The 19,699-nt window shown below is 32.7% G+C and carries 18 protein-coding genes and 1 pseudogene; all 19 read left to right on the top strand.

The window, feature by feature from the left end:
• Nucleotides 1-4 precede the first annotated feature (4 nt).
• Entirely contained in the window at nucleotides 5-1,174 is a 1,170-nt protein-coding gene (gene spoIIIAE / locus COI44_RS15870) for a stage III sporulation protein AE (RefSeq protein WP_098428802.1), read from the top strand.
• 8 nt (nucleotides 1,175-1,182) lie between these two features.
• Nucleotides 1,183-1,800, top strand: coding sequence for a stage III sporulation protein AF (gene spoIIIAF / locus COI44_RS15865; protein ID WP_069034079.1), 618 nt, complete (start codon nucleotides 1,183-1,185; stop codon nucleotides 1,798-1,800).
• Nucleotides 1,801-1,806: 6 nt separating this feature from the next.
• Nucleotides 1,807-2,499: a stage III sporulation protein AG gene (gene spoIIIAG, locus COI44_RS15860; protein WP_098428801.1), complete on the top strand. Its 693-nt coding sequence runs from the start codon at nucleotides 1,807-1,809 to the stop codon at nucleotides 2,497-2,499.
• 21 nt (nucleotides 2,500-2,520) lie between these two features.
• Nucleotides 2,521-3,117, top strand: a complete 597-nt coding sequence (locus COI44_RS15855) for a SpoIIIAH-like family protein (protein WP_098428800.1) — start codon at nucleotides 2,521-2,523, stop codon at nucleotides 3,115-3,117.
• 484 nt (nucleotides 3,118-3,601) lie between these two features.
• On the top strand, nucleotides 3,602-4,087 hold the full coding sequence (gene accB, locus COI44_RS15850; protein ID WP_098428799.1) for an acetyl-CoA carboxylase biotin carboxyl carrier protein: 486 nt from the start codon (nucleotides 3,602-3,604) through the stop codon (nucleotides 4,085-4,087).
• Nucleotides 4,088-4,130: 43 nt separating this feature from the next.
• Nucleotides 4,131-5,480 carry an acetyl-CoA carboxylase biotin carboxylase subunit gene (gene accC, locus COI44_RS15845; RefSeq protein ID WP_098428798.1) on the top strand — a complete coding sequence of 450 codons (1,350 nt, stop codon included), beginning with the start codon at nucleotides 4,131-4,133 and terminating at the stop codon, nucleotides 5,478-5,480.
• Between the two features lie 15 nt (nucleotides 5,481-5,495).
• Nucleotides 5,496-5,894, top strand: coding sequence for an Asp23/Gls24 family envelope stress response protein (locus COI44_RS15840; protein ID WP_056475162.1), 399 nt, complete (start codon nucleotides 5,496-5,498; stop codon nucleotides 5,892-5,894).
• Between the two features lie 191 nt (nucleotides 5,895-6,085).
• Nucleotides 6,086-6,631: a GNAT family N-acetyltransferase gene (locus COI44_RS15835; RefSeq protein WP_098428797.1), complete on the top strand. Its 546-nt coding sequence runs from the start codon at nucleotides 6,086-6,088 to the stop codon at nucleotides 6,629-6,631.
• A gap of 404 nt (nucleotides 6,632-7,035) precedes the next feature.
• Entirely contained in the window at nucleotides 7,036-7,416 is a 381-nt protein-coding gene (nusB, locus tag COI44_RS15830) for a transcription antitermination factor NusB (protein WP_097978577.1), read from the top strand.
• 37 nt (nucleotides 7,417-7,453) lie between these two features.
• Entirely contained in the window at nucleotides 7,454-8,329 is an 876-nt protein-coding gene (gene folD / locus COI44_RS15825; protein ID WP_098428796.1) for a bifunctional methylenetetrahydrofolate dehydrogenase/methenyltetrahydrofolate cyclohydrolase FolD, read from the top strand.
• Nucleotides 8,330-8,363: 34 nt separating this feature from the next.
• Entirely contained in the window at nucleotides 8,364-9,710 is a 1,347-nt protein-coding gene (xseA, locus tag COI44_RS15820; protein ID WP_098428795.1) for an exodeoxyribonuclease VII large subunit, read from the top strand.
• 5 nt (nucleotides 9,711-9,715) lie between these two features.
• The gene (locus COI44_RS15815; RefSeq protein WP_387327302.1) at nucleotides 9,716-9,943 is read left to right on the top strand and encodes an exodeoxyribonuclease VII small subunit; all 228 of its coding nucleotides are present in this window, start codon (nucleotides 9,716-9,718) and stop codon (nucleotides 9,941-9,943) included.
• A 1-nt stretch (nucleotide 9,944) separates the two neighbouring features.
• Nucleotides 9,945-10,832, top strand: coding sequence for a polyprenyl synthetase family protein (locus COI44_RS15810; RefSeq protein WP_098428794.1), 888 nt, complete (start codon nucleotides 9,945-9,947; stop codon nucleotides 10,830-10,832).
• A gap of 781 nt (nucleotides 10,833-11,613) precedes the next feature.
• Complete coding sequence (gene dxs, locus COI44_RS15805; protein ID WP_098428793.1) at nucleotides 11,614-13,494, top strand: 1-deoxy-D-xylulose-5-phosphate synthase; 1,881 nt, start codon at nucleotides 11,614-11,616, stop codon at nucleotides 13,492-13,494.
• Nucleotides 13,495-13,509: 15 nt separating this feature from the next.
• Nucleotides 13,510-14,337, top strand: coding sequence for a TlyA family RNA methyltransferase (locus COI44_RS15800; RefSeq protein WP_098428792.1), 828 nt, complete (start codon nucleotides 13,510-13,512; stop codon nucleotides 14,335-14,337).
• A gap of 179 nt (nucleotides 14,338-14,516) precedes the next feature.
• Nucleotides 14,517-14,969, top strand: a complete 453-nt coding sequence (gene ahrC / locus COI44_RS15795; protein WP_098428791.1) for a transcriptional regulator AhrC/ArgR — start codon at nucleotides 14,517-14,519, stop codon at nucleotides 14,967-14,969.
• A 32-nt stretch (nucleotides 14,970-15,001) separates the two neighbouring features.
• The gene (gene recN / locus COI44_RS15790) at nucleotides 15,002-16,732 is read left to right on the top strand and encodes a DNA repair protein RecN (protein WP_098428790.1); all 1,731 of its coding nucleotides are present in this window, start codon (nucleotides 15,002-15,004) and stop codon (nucleotides 16,730-16,732) included.
• A gap of 313 nt (nucleotides 16,733-17,045) precedes the next feature.
• A pseudogene (gene spoIVB, locus COI44_RS15785) lies at nucleotides 17,046-18,155 on the top strand (SpoIVB peptidase); the annotation flags it as partial.
• A 645-nt stretch (nucleotides 18,156-18,800) separates the two neighbouring features.
• On the top strand, nucleotides 18,801-19,589 hold the full coding sequence (spo0A, locus tag COI44_RS15780; RefSeq protein WP_098232839.1) for a sporulation transcription factor Spo0A: 789 nt from the start codon (nucleotides 18,801-18,803) through the stop codon (nucleotides 19,587-19,589).
• The last annotated feature ends 110 nt before the right edge of the window (nucleotides 19,590-19,699 follow it).

Below are 19,699 nucleotides of genomic sequence, written 5' to 3'. Positions count from 1 at the left end.
CATTATGTCAAAAAGGATGAAAGTTTTTCTTCTTTTCTTTACTCTCTTTTTTTTAATACCAAGAATTGTACAAGCTGCTCCTCCACCTGCTGAAATAGTAAATGAACAAATACAAAAGTTAGGAATCGATGAAGTTCAACAATATTGGGATGAAGTTGTTCATCAATATGGTGGTTTTTTACCAGAAAGTCAAAAAGGGGACTTTATCCAATTTATAAAGGGAGAAAAGAAATTTTCATTGCAAGAATGGTTTATTGCATTTGCTAAATATATATTTTTTGAGTTATTAAGTAATGGGAAAATATTAGGGATCTTAATTATGTTAGTTATTTTTAGCTCTTTACTCCAATCATTACAAAATGCATTTGAGAAGAGTACGGTTAGTAAGATTGCTGATAACGTCGTTTTTCTAGTATTAGTAGTTTTTGCATTAAATAGTTTCTATGTTGCCACGCAGGCCACCCAAGATGCAATTACAGTCATGATTGATTTTTTACGAGCACTAATACCTATTTTACTAGCTTTAATTGCGACATCAGGTGGTGTCATATCTGTTGGTGTTTTCCATCCAATCTTAATTTTTTTAATGCATACAAGTGGATTACTAGTGACGTATTTTGTACTACCTTTAATTCTTGTCTCTACAATTTTAAGTATTGTAAGCATTATTAATGATGAGTTAAAGGTGACAAAACTAGCTTCTTTAATAAGAAATGTTGCTGTAGGTGTACTAGGAATCTTTTTAACTATTTTTTTAGGGGTATTAAGTGTACAAGGGTTGACGACTGCAGTTTCGGATGGGGTAGCAGTAAAAACAGCTAAATTTGTAACAAGTAATTTTGTTCCGGTTGTTGGTAAAGTTTTTGCAGACGTTACTGATACAGTTATTAGTGCGTCTTTATTATTAAAAAATACGGTTGGGATAGTAGGTTTAGTTACTTTACTAGCAATCGTTGTATTCCCAGCTATTAAAATATTAGTTTTAGCTTTAATTTATAAATTCTCAGCGGCGATTTTACAACCAGTTGGAAGTAAAAATATCATTAGCACAATTGATACGATCGGAAAAAGTGTAACTTATTTATTTGTTTGTTTATCAATTGTTTCATTAATGTTTTTCTTAAGTATGACTTTAATAATAGCGGCAGGAAACATTGTCGTCATGTTTAGGTAGGTGAAAAAATGGAATTCTTTATACACTGGGTTTCAAATATTATCGTCTATATATTAGTTGCAACCGTCATTATGATGTTAATTCCAAATACCGGCTTAGCAAAATATGTACGATTTGTAGCCAGTCTATTATTAATTGTCATGATGCTCCAGCCAATTTTTCAATTATTCAGAGTAAATATAAAAGAAGTGCTAGCTGGGTACCAGTCTAAAACGTATGAAGCAAATGGCGAAATAAAAAATGAAATAAATAATAAGAAAAATGAAATACAAGAAGCAGAACGTGCATATATATTAAAACAAATGGCTGTCCAAATGAAAAAGGACGTTGAAAAAAGCTTTACAAAAGAATTTGAACAGGTCATAACAAATGTGGATTTACAAGTAAAAGATGGAGTTAATACAGTCAAAACAGCTCAGGATCTTTCTAAAGTAATCGTTTACGTTGGCCCTAAAAAAGATGAGACAAGCAATGTAGAACCTGTTCAAGAAGTATCAATTAATACCGATCAGCCTGTTCAGACAGACGATGAAAAAATTAAACAACAAGAGTTACAAACTTTTTTAGCAAATAAATGGGAGCTTGAGGACAAGCAAATCGAAGTCAAGATGGAAGGAGGGGAGTAATGACAAATGAAGAAAAAGATTCCACCAATAAAATTAGCAGACTTTCTAAAAGGAAATGGCGATGACAAAACCTCTTCTGACAAAGAAAAAAGTCCATTTAAACTGACGAGAAAATATGTACTAGCTCTACTGGGACTCGGGATTTGTTGGATGATTGCAAGCAGTCTATTTGCTAATACAAATCAAAAAACGAATTCAATGCTTTCACCTATTTCCACAGAAACGAGTGGAACACCAAAAAATAATGAACAAGCTGTTGAGACTCTTGGAAGTGGTGGTGGAAAATCCTCATCGAACAAAATAGAAGAAATTGAAAAAAAATACGAGCAGCAACTTACTGACACATTAAATAATATGGCTGGTGTAAGTAATGTAAAAGTAGAAGTAAATCTTGAAGGTAGTGAAAAAAAAGTCTATCAAACAAATAAAACAAATCGAACTCAAGAAACTGATGAAACAGATAAACAAGGTGGAACACGAAATATTGATGATCAATCACAAGAAGAGCAAGTTGTCATTATTGATAACGGAGATAAACAAGAACCAGTAGTAGTCGAGACTGAAATGCCAAGGATTAGAGGCGTACTAATTGTAGCCAAAGGTGCACAAAACCTAGAAATTAAACAAATGATTAGAGAAGCTGTTACACGATTACTTGATGTACCAAGCTATCGTGTCTCTGTACAACCCAAAAAATAAGAGGAAGAAGGTAAAAGTTAAATGAAAAAACAAACAATTTGGTTATTAACAATGTTAAGTTTAGTAGTTGTATTATCAGTTTATTATGTTACGACACCTGATAATTTAAAAACAACAAGTTTTATGAACATGAATAATAGCACAAATACAGATTCATTAGACTCAACGCCTAAAGATACTAAGAAAACAGATTCTAAAACAGATACTTCTAAACAAAACTCAGATACTTCTAAACAAAACGATAAAGAAACTGCTTCTCAAGAAAATTCTACTAGTGAAGTATTCTTAAAACAACGTATGGAACAAGAAGATGAAAGAAGTCAATTAATTGATGAATATAAAGCTACTGTTGACTCAGCAACTGCATCAGCACAAGAGAAGAGTGATGCATTCACTAATATGAACGAACTTCAAAAATTAACTGCTTTAGAATCAGATGTAGAAACTATGATTAAAGAAGCTGGTTATAAAGATGCACTAGTTCGTTCTGACAAAGATGAAGTAAAAGTAGATGTAACATCTGCAAAACCAAGCCGAAAAGCAGCGAATGACATCATTCAAATGACAAGAAGTGTCTTAGGTGAAAAATTAGTAGTTGTAAAATTCCAAGTTAAATAATTTTATGAACAAAGCCAGTAGGAGTCATTCTACTGGCTATCATTTTGTATAAAAGGCAATTGTCGTTTGACCAATTTTTCAAAATAAATGAAGTCAGCGTAATGGTGATTTTCAACCTGGAATGAAAATCGACTAAGTACCAATTTAGAAGAACATTGTGTATGTAATAGCCAAAATAAAAGGCTGTCCATTGTTTAGATCACCTGTTGCCAGTGGGATAAACTAATGGCTCTTCATTTTTTTTAATAAGCTTATAAATAATTAAATTGAATTTTGGGATTATTCCTAATTCCTATGCACTTTCTGTCTTTGGTTTTCCCTGTTATAATAGTTTATATTGAATTATTTTTGGTAAGGAATAATATATAAATATTCCTTGTAAAATAGCTAAAAATAATTAGGAATTACTTTGGTAAAATTAATTTGTTGAAAAGTTTAGTATTAGGTTATAAGATTAGACTATATGTCTTAAGGGGTGAACAGAATGAAAATTCATGAAATTAGAGAATTAATTAAGTTAATCGATCAATCAACAATAAATGAATTCGAATTTGAGGATAATGGTGCTATCGTTAAAATTAAAAAAGGTGGACAAACAACTGTCGTTACATCTGCTCCTGTTTTACACCAAGAGGTAGCTCCTGTAGTTACATCTGCTCCAGTTGCAACTTTAGAAAGACCAGTTGCTACAGAAGCTGCTGCACCTGTAGTGGAAAAAGAAGATACAAGTAACTTACATAAGATTACATCACCGATGGTAGGTACATTCTACGCATCTCCATCTCCTGATGCAAAAGAATACGTATCAATCGGCGATCGCATTAAAAATGATTCAATCGTTTGTATCGTTGAAGCAATGAAGCTATTTAATGAAATTGAGGCTGAAATTGAAGGCGAAATCGTTGAAGTACTTGCTAAAAATGGTCAATTAGTAGAATACGGTCAACCATTATTCTTGGTAAAGGCCTAAGTATCTACAAAATTAACAGTACTTTACTAGAGAAGGTGAAGAAATGAAAAAGGTTTTAATAGCGAATCGAGGAGAAATCGCCATTCGAATTATTAGAGCATGTAAAGAATTAAATATTGAAACAGTTGCTATTTACTCTGAAGGAGATAAAGAAGCATTACATGTTCAAATGGCTGATGAAGCTTATTGTGTCGGTCCTAAATTATCAAAAGATAGTTATTTAAATATGACTAATATCATTAGTATTGCAAAATTAACTGGTTGTGACGGAATCCATCCTGGTTATGGTTTCTTATCAGAAAATGCTAGTTTTGCAGAATTATGTACAGAGTGCAATGTGAAATTCATTGGACCAACGGCTGATTCCATTTCTAAAATGGGTACAAAAGACGTTGCTCGTGAAACAATGAAAGAAGCAGGTGTACCAGTAGTACCTGGTTCACAAGGTATTATTCAAAGTATAGAAGATGGTAAAAAGATTGCTGCAGAAATCGGCTATCCAGTTATTATCAAAGCTACAGCAGGTGGCGGTGGTAAAGGTATCCGTGTAGCAAAAGATGAAACCGAACTTGAAAAAGGTATACAAATCACTCAACAAGAAGCTCAAACAGCTTTCGGTAATCCGGGTGTATATCTTGAAAGATATATAACTGATTTTAGACATGTTGAAATTCAAGTTTTAGCAGATGAACATGGTAATACGATTCATCTTGGAGAACGTGATTGCACAATTCAACGTCGTCTTCAAAAATTAGTAGAAGAAGCGCCATCTCCTGTTTTAGACGAAGAAACTCGTCAAAAAATGGGTCTAGCAGCTGTTCGTGCAGCTGAAGCAGTAAATTACTGGGGTGCAGGTACAGTTGAGTTTATTTATGAACCACATACTAAAAACTTCTTCTTTATGGAAATGAACACACGTATTCAAGTTGAGCATCCTGTAACTGAATATATTTCTGGTATTGATCTTATTAAGCAACAATTATTAATTGCTAAAGGTCATCCATTAAAAATAACTCAATCAGACGTATCTTTAAAAGGATGGTCAATTGAGTGTCGTATTAATGCTGAAAATCCAGATAAGAACTTTATGCCGTCTCCTGGTAAAATCATTACGTATTTACCACCAGGTGGTCCGAATGTTCGTGTTGATTCTGCTGTATATAGCGGGTACACAATTCCGCCATATTATGATTCAATGATTGCGAAAGTTATCGTACATGGCAAGACAAGAGAAGAAGCAATTGCTATAATGATAAGAGCACTTGAAGAATTTGTGGTAGAAGGAATTTACACAACAATTCCATTCCATTTAAATTTATTGCAAAATGAAATCTTCGTAAAAGGGAAGTATAATACTAAATTCCTTGAGGAGCATGCGCTTGTTAAAGGATAAAGTGGAGGGATCTGTATGAACGAAAATCAAATTTTAGAAATGGGTACTGCGACATTAGGTCGAGTAGAAATCGCACCTGAAGTAATCGAAGTAATTGCTGGTATTGCAGCTGCTGAAGTTGAAGGTGTTTCAAGCATGCGTGGAAACCTAGCATCTGGTATTTCTGAAATTATCGGTAAGAAATATCACGGTAAAGGTGTCCGAGTTGATTTATCAGAAGATCGAATTACAATCGATGTATACATTCTAGTTAAATTTGGTAAGTCAATCCCAACTGTAGCAGGTAATGTACAAGACAATATTCGTCAAGCATTATTAACGATGACAGGTCTTGAATTATCTGAAGTAAATGTTCACGTAGTAGGAGTTCAATTCGATACGAAACCTGAGCAAGAAGCTCCAATTGAACTTTAATATTATAAAAAGAGCCTCTATTTAATAGAGGCTCTTTTTTTGTTTTGCTAGATAAGAAATAAGGACAGTCTTTAAAGTTTTATGCAGTTTTTTCATTTTGGTGTATCCTTCGTCCAGTTCTAATATAACGGATTAAATATTTTGAAATATGTTAAAATTTATTTACAAATGAAATAGAAATAGGTGACAATATGATCTTAAATTTGAGCTCAAATAGAACAAACTTACGTGAATTTGTTGAAAGCGATTGGAAGCAAGTACATAAATATGCATCACAATTAGTTGTATGTCAATTTCAGCCATGGGGACCGAATACAGAGAGTGAGACTAAGGAATTCATTCATAACATACTAGAAGATATGAAACAAATAACTAGAACTAGATTTGCATTTGCAATTATAGAAAAGAAAACCGATGAATTAATAGGATCAATCGAGTTTAATATTAGGGATGAAGTTAATCAAATAGGTGAAATAGGGTATATAATTCATCCGAACTATTGGGGCATGGGATTTGCTAGTGAAGCTACTAAAGAAGTAATTTCATTTGGATTTAAAAATTTTAAACTTCATCGAATATTTGCGACATGTGATGTTAGAAATATTGCATCAGCAAAAGTACTTGAAAAATGCGGATTAAATTTAGAAGGTAAAATGCGTGAAGATCTATTATTAAGAGACGGTTGGAGAGACACTTATTTATACAGCATACTGGAACATGAATGGCTTGGGAGTTAGGAAGGACAGGAAAGATAATAAAATCTGGTATTAGTTGGAAATTTTTTTTATTTCCTAAAAATCTTTTGCACCCCCTTTAATCCCGCATTTTCTTAATCTATCTATCAGAATGTTCGTGTTTTGGTATATAAATATTATTATAAAGTAAGAAAAAGGAATTTTTTTTATAAAAACACAAACATTATTCTGTTATTTTATTAGATTTTAAGTTAAAATGTAGAAAACAGTTTAAAGTATTGAGTTTGCTTAGAAACGTTAATAATAATAAAAATTAGAGTTAATACAGACAGTCGTTGGAACTTATTAAAAAAAATGGTAAAATAACGTGTTACTATACAAAATTAGAATTCGTTATTACCTATGCAACGAATGATGAATTTAGCTTAAAGGAGTTTATTATTTTGATGAAACGTAGAAAAGCAAGGGAACTTGCATTACAAACATTATTCCAAATGGATTTAAGTGAAGCAAATGCTTCAGATGCATTAGAGCATGTATTAGAAGAAGCTGAAGAAAAACAAGATGCATTTTTAGAGGCAATTGTAACCAATTTTGTTAGTCATAAAGAAGTGATTGACGAACAATTAGCTTCAAATATCGAAAGCTGGACGATTGATCGTTTAGGCAACGTTGATCGCAATATCCTTAGAATCGCTCTTGTAGAAATTACTTACTTAGAGGATGTTCCGAAAAGTGTAGCAATCAATGAAGCGATTGAAATTGCTAAAGTTTACGGTGATGATGATTCTAGTAAATTTATCAATGCGGTATTATCAAAATTCTAAATAGATAGATTGTTTATATGCATAGGGGGAAATTAAAATGGTAGCAACATTAATTAATGGTAAAGAAGTTTCAGTATCAATTCGTGAGGAATTAAAGAATGGTGTTTCAGAATTAAAAAATCAAGGTGTTACACCAGGTTTAGCAGTTGTTTTAGTTGGAAATAATTCTGCTTCAAGAACATATGTGAATTCGAAGCATAAAGCATGTAATGAATTAGGAATGTATTCTGAAGTAATTGAATTACCTGAAACAGTTACTGAAGATGAGTTATTATCCGTTGTAAACAAATTAAACGATGATCAGTCAATTCATGGTATTTTAGTTCAGTTGCCATTACCTGCTCATATCTCAGAAAAGAAAGTTATTGAAACAATTTCTCCATTAAAAGATGTTGATGGATTTCATCCAATTAATATTGGAAGAATGATGACGAATCAAGATTCATTACTACCTTGTACTCCTTTTGGTATATTAAAATTAATAGAAAATACAAATATTCCGATTAGTGGAAAACATGTCGTTGTTATTGGACGTAGTAATATTGTAGGGAAACCAGTTGGACAACTATTCTTAAACGAAAATGCAACGGTTACTTATACACATTCACGTACAACTAATCTAAAAGATATTACAAAGCAGGCTGATATTTTAATTGTTGCTATTGGTGTAGCAAAATTAATTACAGCTGATTATGTTAAAGAGGGAGCAATTGTTATTGACGTCGGCATGAATAGAGACGAAAATGGCAAATTATGCGGAGACGTAAATTTTGAAGATGTAAAAAATGTTGCTGGTTATATTACTCCTGTACCAGGTGGAGTAGGTCCAATGACAATTACAATGCTACTTCATAATACGTTAAAAGCAGCTTCTCAAATTGATCATAAATTAAATTTGAGTACTAAACTTTAATCTTTGCTTTGTAAGAATGAAAGAAGGGCTATGCATGACGGAAAAGCTACCAGTTACTGTTACCGCATTAACTAAATATTTAAAAGCAAAATTTCAAGCGGATCGTAATTTGCAAAATATACTGCTCCGTGGAGAAATCTCAAATTTTAAACGTCATTCATCTAGCGGTCATTATTATTTTACGTTAAAAGATGATGGTGCTAGAATTGCAGCGGTCATGTTTCAATCCTATAACGCAAATATCGCATTTCAACCAACTGATGGTATGCAAGTTATTGTACAAGGTGAAATAAATGTATACCCAGGATCTGGTAGCTATCAAATCTACATAAGAGACATGCAACCTGATGGGGTTGGCGGTCTCTTTGTAGCTTATGAACAATTGAAGAAAAAACTATTAGAAGAAGGACTCTTTGATCAGAAATTTAAGAAAAAGATTCCTTCTTTTCCTAGTGTAATCGGGGTTGTTACTTCACCAACTGGTGCGGCAGTTCGCGATATAATTACAACGATTCAACGAAGATACCCAATTGGGAAAATAGTTGTCATTCCGACTCTTGTACAAGGTGATGGGGCGAAAGCGTCGATTGTGAAATCAATTGAAACAGCAGGTAAAATGAAAGAAATAGATGTGTTAATAGTCGGACGGGGCGGAGGATCTATTGAGGAACTCTGGGCCTTTAACGAAGAAATAGTAGCGAGAGCAATCTTTGAATCAAAAATCCCAATCATTTCCGCAGTGGGTCATGAGACGGATACGACAATTGCTGATTATGTCGCTGATCTAAGGGCGCCAACACCAACATCTGCAGCAGAATTAGTTTCATTAAGCCAAAGAGAAATACTTGAGCAATTTACAGTTCGAAAAGCAAGACTTAATAAAGCGATGGATACGATTATTGAACGAAAACAAACGCAATTAAAGGCTGTTCAAGATGCTTATGTTTTTAGGTATCCAAATTCTCTATTCCATCCAAAACAAGAGCAATTTGACCGGATTAATGAACGTTTACATACATCAATAAATGAAATTGTTAAGTCTAAAATAAACAAGCATAAAGAACTAAATTCATCGCTACTTATTCATCATCCAAGTAATAGAGTTCAGCTTGAAAAGCAAAAGCACCAGCAATTACATATGGCTTTACAAAAAGAATTTAATCGTTTAATTACCCAGAAGAAATTTGAAATGGAAAGAGTAGTTCATACACTAGATGCACTTAGCCCATTAAAAGTTATGGCCAGAGGTTATTCATTAGCATATAAAAATGATAACGAATTAATGAAATCGGTTAAACAAGCAAAAAGTGGAGACCGGTTCCAATTACAAATGACCGATGGGAAATTAAATTGTGAAGTACTTGAAGTAAAAGGAGAGTGAATCAATTGTCACAAAATGAGCGTTCTTTTGAAGAAGCAATAAAAGAAATTGAAATGATCGTACAAAAATTAGAGCAAGGTGACGTACCACTTGAAAAAGCGATCGAATACTTTCAAGAAGGTATAAAACTCTCTCAAATTTGTCAAGAGAAGCTTACTAAAGTTGAAAAACAAATGACTTCTATATTAAATGAACAGGGTGAACAAACTCCTTTTACTGTTGAGGAGGAATAAAATGAACACTTTCAAAGATTTTATGGAGTATTCCAGTAGAATTGTAAATGATGAAATGATTAAATCGGTTGAAAAATTAAAAGCACCAGAAAAATTAAAAGAATCTATGTCCTATTCATTACAAGGTGGTGGGAAAAGAATTAGACCTCTTTTACTTTTCGCAACTCTAGATGCATTTGGTAATGACCCATTAATAGGGATAAAACCTGCATGTGCTTTAGAAATGATTCATACTTATTCATTAATTCATGATGATTTACCATGTATGGATGATGATGATTTTCGAAGAGGAAAACCGACAAATCATAAAGTATTTGGGGAAGATCTTGCGGTATTAGCAGGTGATGGTTTATTGACATACGCATTTAAATTAATTACGGAAATGAATGATTTTCATGTGTCTGATCAAGTGAAAATACAATTAATTAGTGAATTAGCGATTGCTGCAGGTCCTGAAGGTATGGTTGCCGGTCAGGTAGCAGATATGGAAGGTGAAAGTAAAGAGCTTAGTGGAGAAGAATTGCAATATATCCATGAAAGAAAAACAGGTAAAATGCTAATGTATCCTGTTATTGCAGGTGCAATTATTTCAAAAGCAACAGCCGAACAATTATCTCACCTAACGCAATTTGCTTATAAACTTGGTATCGCATTTCAAATACAAGATGATATTTTAGACGTAATAGGTGATGAAGAAGTACTTGGTAAGCCAGTTGGTAGTGATATAGAAAATGATAAAACTACTTATGTTAAGTTATATTCGGTCGAGGGTGCTAAAGAAAGGCTTCATACATTTATTACTGAAGCTAAACAACATGTTCGAGCATGTGGGATTAAAGATGACTACTTAATCTCAATTTGTGATTTTGTTGAAAATCGCAGCTTTTAAACTTTGATTTTGTAATTATCCCATGTCCATTTGAATAGATTTATTCATTTATGTATAATGTAACTACTTTATTATAAAGTCAAGATCACTCGTGATTTCAAACATGAGATGAATCGACTTCGGATGTGGTATGAGTGATAAAATAATGTTAAATTATTCAACTATACTAAGTATCTAGCTTGAAGTATAATTAAGATAAAATTATATAAGAAACTTAAACTAGAACGAATTCAAGTATGGTGCTTGTTGCGTGAATAGAACTTGTTTGGTGGCTTTCGTTCGTCTATACCTCTCGAAAATCGCAAAGAGAACAACCGTAATACCCCTCAGTATAAAATCAAGCTGAGTTTGTTTTTCCTAGCGTTAGGAAAATTAACCGTAGGGATTACGGGGATAGCTTGGTAAATAAAAGAAACCGCTGCTAGTAAAGAAATATGCTAGCAAGTATGCTTTGTTCCCAAGAATCTCGTGATTTTAGTCATGAGTAGTTCAAAACCGTTAATGTTGTTAATAAAATATACAGAAATGTAGGCCGTTAACACATTTGTGCTAGCGGCTTTCTTTTCATTTTGCAAAAAAATATTTATAATTTTGTTCTATAAAAATAAAAAACATTAAACAGATTTTAATAAAAATGGTATTATGATACATGGTGTTAAGAGTTAGTCATTTAAGAAACTAGCGTTTAACTACAAGTATGGTAAAATCATTTTATAGATAAAATTACATAATAATGAATTATTTATATAGATTTAACATCTAGGAAGGTGAGTGATCCAAGATGGATCTTACGACAATTGAAAATCCGAGCTTTTTAAAAAATAAAACGAACGGTGAATTAGAAGTATTAAGTGAAGAAATTCGTAAATTTCTTATTCAACAGCTCTCTGAGACAGGTGGTCATATTGCGCCAAATTTAGGAGTTGTTGAATTAACGATTGCATTACATAAAGTCTTTGATTCGCCTAAAGACAAATTTTTGTGGGATGTAGGACATCAATCGTATGTTCATAAAATATTAACTGGTCGCGCAAAAGAATTTACAACACTAAGACAATTTAAGGGATTATGTGGCTTTCCTAAGCGAAATGAAAGTGAACATGATGTATGGGAAACTGGGCACAGCTCGACTTCACTATCTGCGGCAATGGGGATGGCTATTGCTAGAGATATTAAAAAAACTGGTGAATACATTATTCCGATTATCGGCGATGGTGCATTAACTGGTGGGATGGCTCTTGAAGCGATGAATCATATTGGACATGAACAAAAAGATGTCATCGTTATTTTAAATGATAATGAAATGTCTATAGCTCCGAACGTAGGTGCTTTACATAGCATTTTAGGAAGACTGAGAACAACTGGGAAATACCGTTGGGCTAAAGGTGAACTTGAGGGTGTGATCAAAAAAATTCCTGGAATCGGGGACAAACTATCAAGTACATCAAAAAAATTAAAAGATAGCCTTAAATACTTAGTTACACAAGGAATGTTTTTTGAGGAAATGGGATTCACTTATTTTGGACCAGTTGATGGTCATAATTTTGAAGACTTATTTGAATCTCTTGAATATGCTAAGAAAACTAAAGGCCCGGTATTAGTACATGTACTAACGAAAAAGGGAAAAGGATATAAGCCAGCAGAAAGTGATGATATTGGAACTTGGCATGGTACAGGTCCTTACAAAGTAGAATCTGGGAAGTTAATTAAGCCGGATAAAGCACCACCAGCATGGAGTAAACTTGTTAGTGATACTGTATTAAAATTAGCTTTAAAAGATGAGCGGATCGTAGCGATTACTCCTGCAATGCCAGTCGGTTCAAAATTGGAAAATTTCCAAGCTCAATTACCTGACCGAATTTTTGATGTCGGTATCGCAGAGCAACATGCGGCAACTGTAGCAGCAGGTTTAGCAACACAAGGAATGAAGCCGTTTTTAGCAATTTATTCCACATTCCTTCAAAGAGCATATGACCAAGTATTACATGATATTTGTAGACAAAATTTAAATGTATTCATTGGAATCGATCGTGCAGGATTAGTAGGTGCTGACGGTGAAACTCATCAAGGTGTGTTTGATATTGCCTTCCTACGACATATACCAAACTTAGTTTTAATGATGCCTAAAGATGAGAATGAAGGCCAACATATGGTAAACACTGCAATTCAATACGAAGATGGTCCAATTGCGCTTCGTTTCCCTAGGGGAAATGGTATAGGCGTACCAATGGATGAGCAATTAAAAGAAATTCCGATTGGTTCATGGGAAGTATTAAGAGAAGGCTCTGATGCAGTTATCTTAACTTTTGGTACAACAATTAAAATGGCATTAGATGCAGCGGATGAGTTAGAGAAGGAAAATATTACTGTTAAAGTAGTAAACGCAAGATTTATTAAACCAATGGATACTGCAATGTTAAATGATATCTTTAAGGACGGAAAACCGATTTTAACGATTGAAGAAGCAGTATTACAAGGTGGTTTTGGAAGTGCTGTTTTAGAATTTGCAAGTTCAAATAATTTTCAAAACGTCCGCGTAGAACGTATAGGTATACCGGATTTATTTGTTGAACATGGTGATGTTGATAAATTACTTGATGAAATTCATTTAACAAAAGATGAATCGGTTAAGAAAATCCGTGAAATGGTTTGTAATAAATAAGAGGATGACATTTAAATGGCAAAAAAAGAACGAGTAGACGTACTTTTAGTAGATCGTGGTTTAATCGAAACACGTGAAAAAGCTAAACGAGCAATTATGGCAGGACTTGTCTATACAAACGAACAAAGATTAGATAAGCCTGGAGAAAAAATAGATATCGAACTCCCTTTACAAATTAAAGGTGACGTTATGCCTTATGTGAGCCGTGGAGGGTACAAATTAGAAAAAGCTATAAACACATTCGATCTATCAGTTAAAGATAAAATTATGATTGATATTGGATCTTCGACAGGTGGATTTACGGATTGTGCACTCCAAAATGGAGCAAAAAAATCATATGCACTTGATGTTGGATACAATCAACTTGCTTGGAAATTAAGGCAAGATGAACGTGTTATTGTAATGGAACGAACAAATTTTCGTTATGTTAAACCAGAAGATTTAATTGAAGGGTTACCTCAATTTGCTTCGATTGACGTTTCCTTTATTTCGTTACGTTTGATTTTACCAGTCTTAAAAACATTATTAGTACCCTCAAGTGATGTTGTCGCGTTAATTAAACCACAATTTGAAGCTGGTAGAGAGCAAGTTGGTAAAAAGGGTATTGTACGTGATCCAAAGGTGCATGAACAAGTTATCGAAATGATGATCGATTTTGCGCTTCGCCAAGGATATGATATAAAAGCTTTAACTTTTTCTCCTATAACTGGTGGAGACGGTAATATTGAATTTTTAATTCATCTTCATTGGGAAGGTTCAAAGGAAATTGGAAATAGCGAGTTAAATCGATTACCAATGGAAATTGTAAATGAAGCACATAATGAATTAAAGAAGGTAAAATAATAAAAAGGAAACCAAATAGGTTTCCTTTTTCTCCTTTTTTAAATTAAGGTAAAAAGAAAAAAATTATGCTGAAAAATGCATTTTATGAAAACGTTTAAAAAAATATATACAATAACGAGTAGATTAGATAAGATATTCTTTAAGTAAGATATTTGTCGGAATTTGCAAAGAGGTGTATTATGAATAAAGGTCAGCGTCATATTAAAATACGAGAAATTATCGCAAAAAATGAAGTCGAAACACAAGATGAATTAGTACAATCACTAAGAGACTTAGGGTTTAAAGTAACCCAAGCAACGATTTCACGTGATATAAAAGAACTACATTTAGTAAAAGTACCGTTATCTGATGGGCGATATAAATATAGCTTACCTGCAGATCAACGATTTAATCCATTACAAAAATTAAAAAGACTTTTAATTGATTCATTTATTAAAATTGATAGTTCAAGTCATTTAATTGTAATGAAAACTTTGCCAGGTAATGCAAATGCAGTTGGTGCATTAATTGATCATTTAGAATGGTCAGAAATTATGGGTACAATCTGTGGTGATGATACAATCTTAATCATTTGTCGTACACCTGTAGATGCTGAGGAACTAAAAGGAAAATTTATTGACATGCTTCAATAGGAGAATGGTTTTAAAAAGAGGAGAGAAACTCATTGTTATCTGAAATTATCATTAAAAATTTTGCAATCATTGAGGAAGTTTCCATTTCATTTGAAAAGGGTTTAACTGTACTAAGTGGTGAAACAGGAGCGGGGAAGTCGATTATTATTGACGCTATCGGTCTGTTACTTGGTGGTCGTGGATCTGCAGAATTCGTAAGATATGATACTGAAAAAGCAGAAATTGAAGGCTTATTTCATATCGAAAATGAGAATCATCTAATTTATTCAAGATGCAGAGAATTAGGCTTTGACATTGAAGATGAAATGATTATTTTAAAAAGAGATATTACTTCATCTGGTAAAAGTGTATGCCGTATCAACGGGAAATTAGTGACAACTTCTATACTTAAGGAAATTGGTGGTTTACTTGTTGATATTCATGGGCAACATGAGAGCCAAGATTTGATGGACCAAGAACATCATTTACCGATGTTACAACAATATGATGAAAAAACAATTGCTCCTTTGTATACTGATTATCTAAATATATTTAATAACTATACAGACTTAAAAAAACAGTTAAAGCAATTAACTGAAAATGAACAACAAATGGCTCATAGATTGGATTTAATTCAATTTCAGCTAACTGAAATACAAAATGCGAATCTGCAAGAAAATGAAGACGATCAGTTAATGGAAGAAAGACTCAAAATTTCTAATTTTGAACGCATTTATAAGTCTTTAGTTGAAGCATATCAAAGTTTATCGCAGGATGGTTCAGGATTAGATTCGGTCAGGTCGAGTATGTATTCTTTAGAGTCAGTAACGAATATTGATAATGACATTAAAGAAATGCATGAAGGAATCAGTAGTAGCTATTACTTATTAGAGGATATATCGTATCGATTACGTGATTCCATTGAACAAATGGAATATGATCCAAATAGATTAAACGAAATTGAAACTCGTTTAAACGAGATTTCTATGCTAAAAAAGAAGTATGGGCACAGTGTTGTTGATATCTTAAAATACGCAGAAGATATTGAACAAGAGTTGGATACTATTCAACATAAAGATATGCATATCGAGAAGTTACAAAAAGACTTAGATAATGTAACAATCAAGCTAATTAGTGCTGGTAAAACTCTTTCAAATAAAAGAAAAGAATTAGCAATCAAATTGACTGCTGATATACATAAAGAATTAAAAGAGCTTTATATGGATAAAACAACCTTTGAAATTATGTTTGATGTTGAAGAGGGACAAGAATCAGATCCAATACTAGATGAACAACATATAAAGTTTAAAAAAGATGGATTTGATTTTGTTGAGTTTTATATTTCAACAAACCCAGGTGAGCCTTTAAAGCCATTAGCAAAGGTTGCATCTGGTGGAGAACTTTCAAGGATGTTCCTTGCACTAAAGAGCATTTTCACGAAGCATCAGGGGATTACATCAATTATATTCGATGAGGTTGATACAGGGGTTAGTGGAAGAGTAGCGCAAGCAATAGCAGAAAAAATACACAAAGTATCTATAGATTCTCAAGTACTTTGTATAACTCACTTACCACAAGTTGCTTCAATGGCAGATACGCATTTATTTATCGCCAAATTAATTGATGGAAATCGAACGAAAACTTCTGTTACACCATTACGAAATGATCAAAAAATTAATGAAATTGCAAGGATGATCGCTGGAGTTGAAATTACAGATGTAACGATTCAACACGCAAAAGAATTGATCGATCAGGCAGCTTCTGCAAAATACCAATCTCAATGAACTAAAAAAGAGAATGTTTAATGATGGAAATTTTTTTCTATACATTAAATATTCTCTTTTTTTTTTATGGGAATTATTGATAAATTAGTAATTGGAAAATGCTAAATGAAACATACTAATACAACATTATACGTTAAAGAATCTATCATATTTTTACAATCATATTTTGCTTTTGCAAAGCTAACATTAACTACATAGCCACGAATTAAAAAAAATGAAATTTGGCGCTAAGGAGAGTGATTCGCTTGTGAAAAATATAAATGTTCGTCGAATAATAAAAATTCTTCTCCTTTTATTTATAGTTGGTATTGGCGTGTTTAATATAAATCAAAATAATGTGTTTTCATCTACCATAAAAAATAAGGATCAACAAGAAATAGTTAATGTAGCACTCGGTATGAATGAATTACCAAGTAAAAAGGTAGATGTTAAAGTATTAAACAGTTTAAGAATAATACCAGGGGGACAGTCAATAGGAGTAAAACTTAACTCAGTAGGTGTCTTAGTCGTTGGACATCATTTAGTAAATACTAGTTCAGGACAAAAGTCTCCAGGTGAAATTGCCGGTATTAAAGTTGGAGACATGATTATAAAAATGAATGGTAAACAAATCGAAAAAATGTCAGATGTATTACCGTTTATTCAAAAAGCAGGGAAGTATGGAAAGCCTATAAAAATTACTGTAAAACGCGAGGGTAAGTATTACACAAAAATGTTACAACCTATTCGGGACCAAGGTCATGATAGCTATCGAATTGGATTATATATAAGAGATTCAGCTTCTGGTATTGGCACGATGACATTCATAGAACCTAATTCATTAAAATATGGTGCACTAGGACATGTTATCTCTGATAGCGATACGAGAAAAGCCATTGAAGTAGAAGATGGGCATATAGTCTATTCAACCGTAACTGCAATTGAAAAAGGTGCCGATGGTTCACCAGGAGAAAAAATAGCACATTTTGCTTTAGATCGTGGAAGGATTGGTAATATCACTTCTAATAGTCCATTTGGCATATTCGGTAAAGTTAACAATAAAATAGACAATGGGATCATGTCACAACCATTACCAATTGCATTATCAAATGAAGTGAAAAAAGGTCCTGCTAAAATACTTACCGTAATACATGATAATAAAGTAGAAGCATTTGACATAGAAATAGTAAGTAGCATTCAACAAAAATTCCCTTCCACCAAAGGCATTATTTTAAAGGTTACTGATAAACGATTACTTAAAGAAACTGGCGGGATTGTACAAGGAATGAGCGGCTCACCAATCATTCAAAATGGAAAATTAATCGGAGCAGTAACACATGTTTTTGTAAATGATTCGACTAGTGGGTATGGGGTTCATATTGAGTGGATGCTTGATGAGGCTAAAGTACCAATTTATGATTATCAAGATAAAAAGGCTTCTTGATTTAAAAAATACACCTATCAAATTATGTAGGTGTATTTTTTATGTTTATTTCCATTAAGAATGCTCGATTTCTGTAAAGTGATATCTTCCTACTCGTCACTTCTGTGAAAGGGCTCAGAGGGCTACACTGCATCTCTCATAAGTGTTAAGTATTATCCCTTTCAAAGGAAATATCATTAAATGAAATAGCACATAAAAATACTCTAAAATACCCTTTCCTTTTATGAATTGGTTTCAAAATTGAAAAATACACTTATTAATTATTTTGTAGTGTATTTTGTTAAAAATAAGTCAAAATAGGAAAAAAATGGTAGTATACTATTAGTAACATCGAAAGATTAAAAAAATTTTAATGTAGAGGATGGTTGATATGACGGTTAATGTTACAGAATTGTAAATTTATATTAAAAATTATAAATTTACATACTATTTCATTTTTTATATAATGAATTATATGTATAATTCGACTTAATACATAGTAGTTTTTAACCCAATCGTCGAATGCTAGAAGAAATTGAAGAAAACTATCTATATTAATAAAAATATTCAGAATTTATAATAAAAACAGGAAATAAATTTTTATTGTCGAAATTATCGGTAATAAGTAATGAAAATTCACTATAGAGGATGTAGGGAGGAACGGGCGTGGAGAAAATTAAAGTATTATTAGTTGATGATAATAAAGAACTTGTTATTATGTTAGAAAACTACATTAACGCACAAACAGATATGGAAGTGGTTGGGGTTGCGTTTAATGGACAAGACTGCTTACCTCTAGTGAAGGATAAAAAGCCAGATGTACTAGTCTTAGATATTATTATGCCTCATTTAGATGGATTAGCGGTTTTAGATCGTTTACGCGCTGGCTTAGTTGAAAAAATTCCAAACGTTATTATGCTAACAGCATTTGGTCAAGAGGATGTTACTAAAAAAGCTGTTGACCTTGGTGCATCATATTTTATCTTAAAACCATTTGATATGGAGCATTTAATCAGCAATATCCGTCAAGTAGTTGGAAAGGGTAGTGCAGTAACTAAACGTAATTCACCTTCTTTAGTATCAAATTACGAAAGTAAGCCACGTAACTTAGATGCTAGTATCACAAGTATCATCCATGAAATTGGGGTACCTGCACATATTAAAGGATATATGTACTTACGTGAAGCGATTTCGATGGTATACAACGATATTGAGCTTTTAGGTTCAATTACAAAAGTTTTATACCCAGATATCGCTAAAAAGTTTAATACAACAGCTAGCCGAGTTGAACGTGCAATTCGACATGCGATTGAAGTAGCATGGAGCCGTGGCAATATCGATAGTATTTCTACATTATTTGGTTATACAATTTCAATGTCAAAGGCAAAACCAACAAATTCAGAATTTATTGCAATGGTAGCTGATAAATTACGTTTAGAACATAAAGCTTCTTAAATTTATTTTTAGTACAAATTACCCAAGAATCCGATTAACTTCCTGATAGTGATTCCACAGACGTTTCTCTTAGCGAATAACTTCTTATGAGATCTTCGGTACTTTTTCGC

It is taken from the genome of Bacillus sp. AFS088145 (genome assembly GCF_002564465.1).
Classification (GTDB): Bacteria; Bacillota; Bacilli; order Bacillales; family Bacillaceae_G; genus Gottfriedia.
This window is presented reverse-complemented; position numbering and strand designations above follow the sequence as displayed.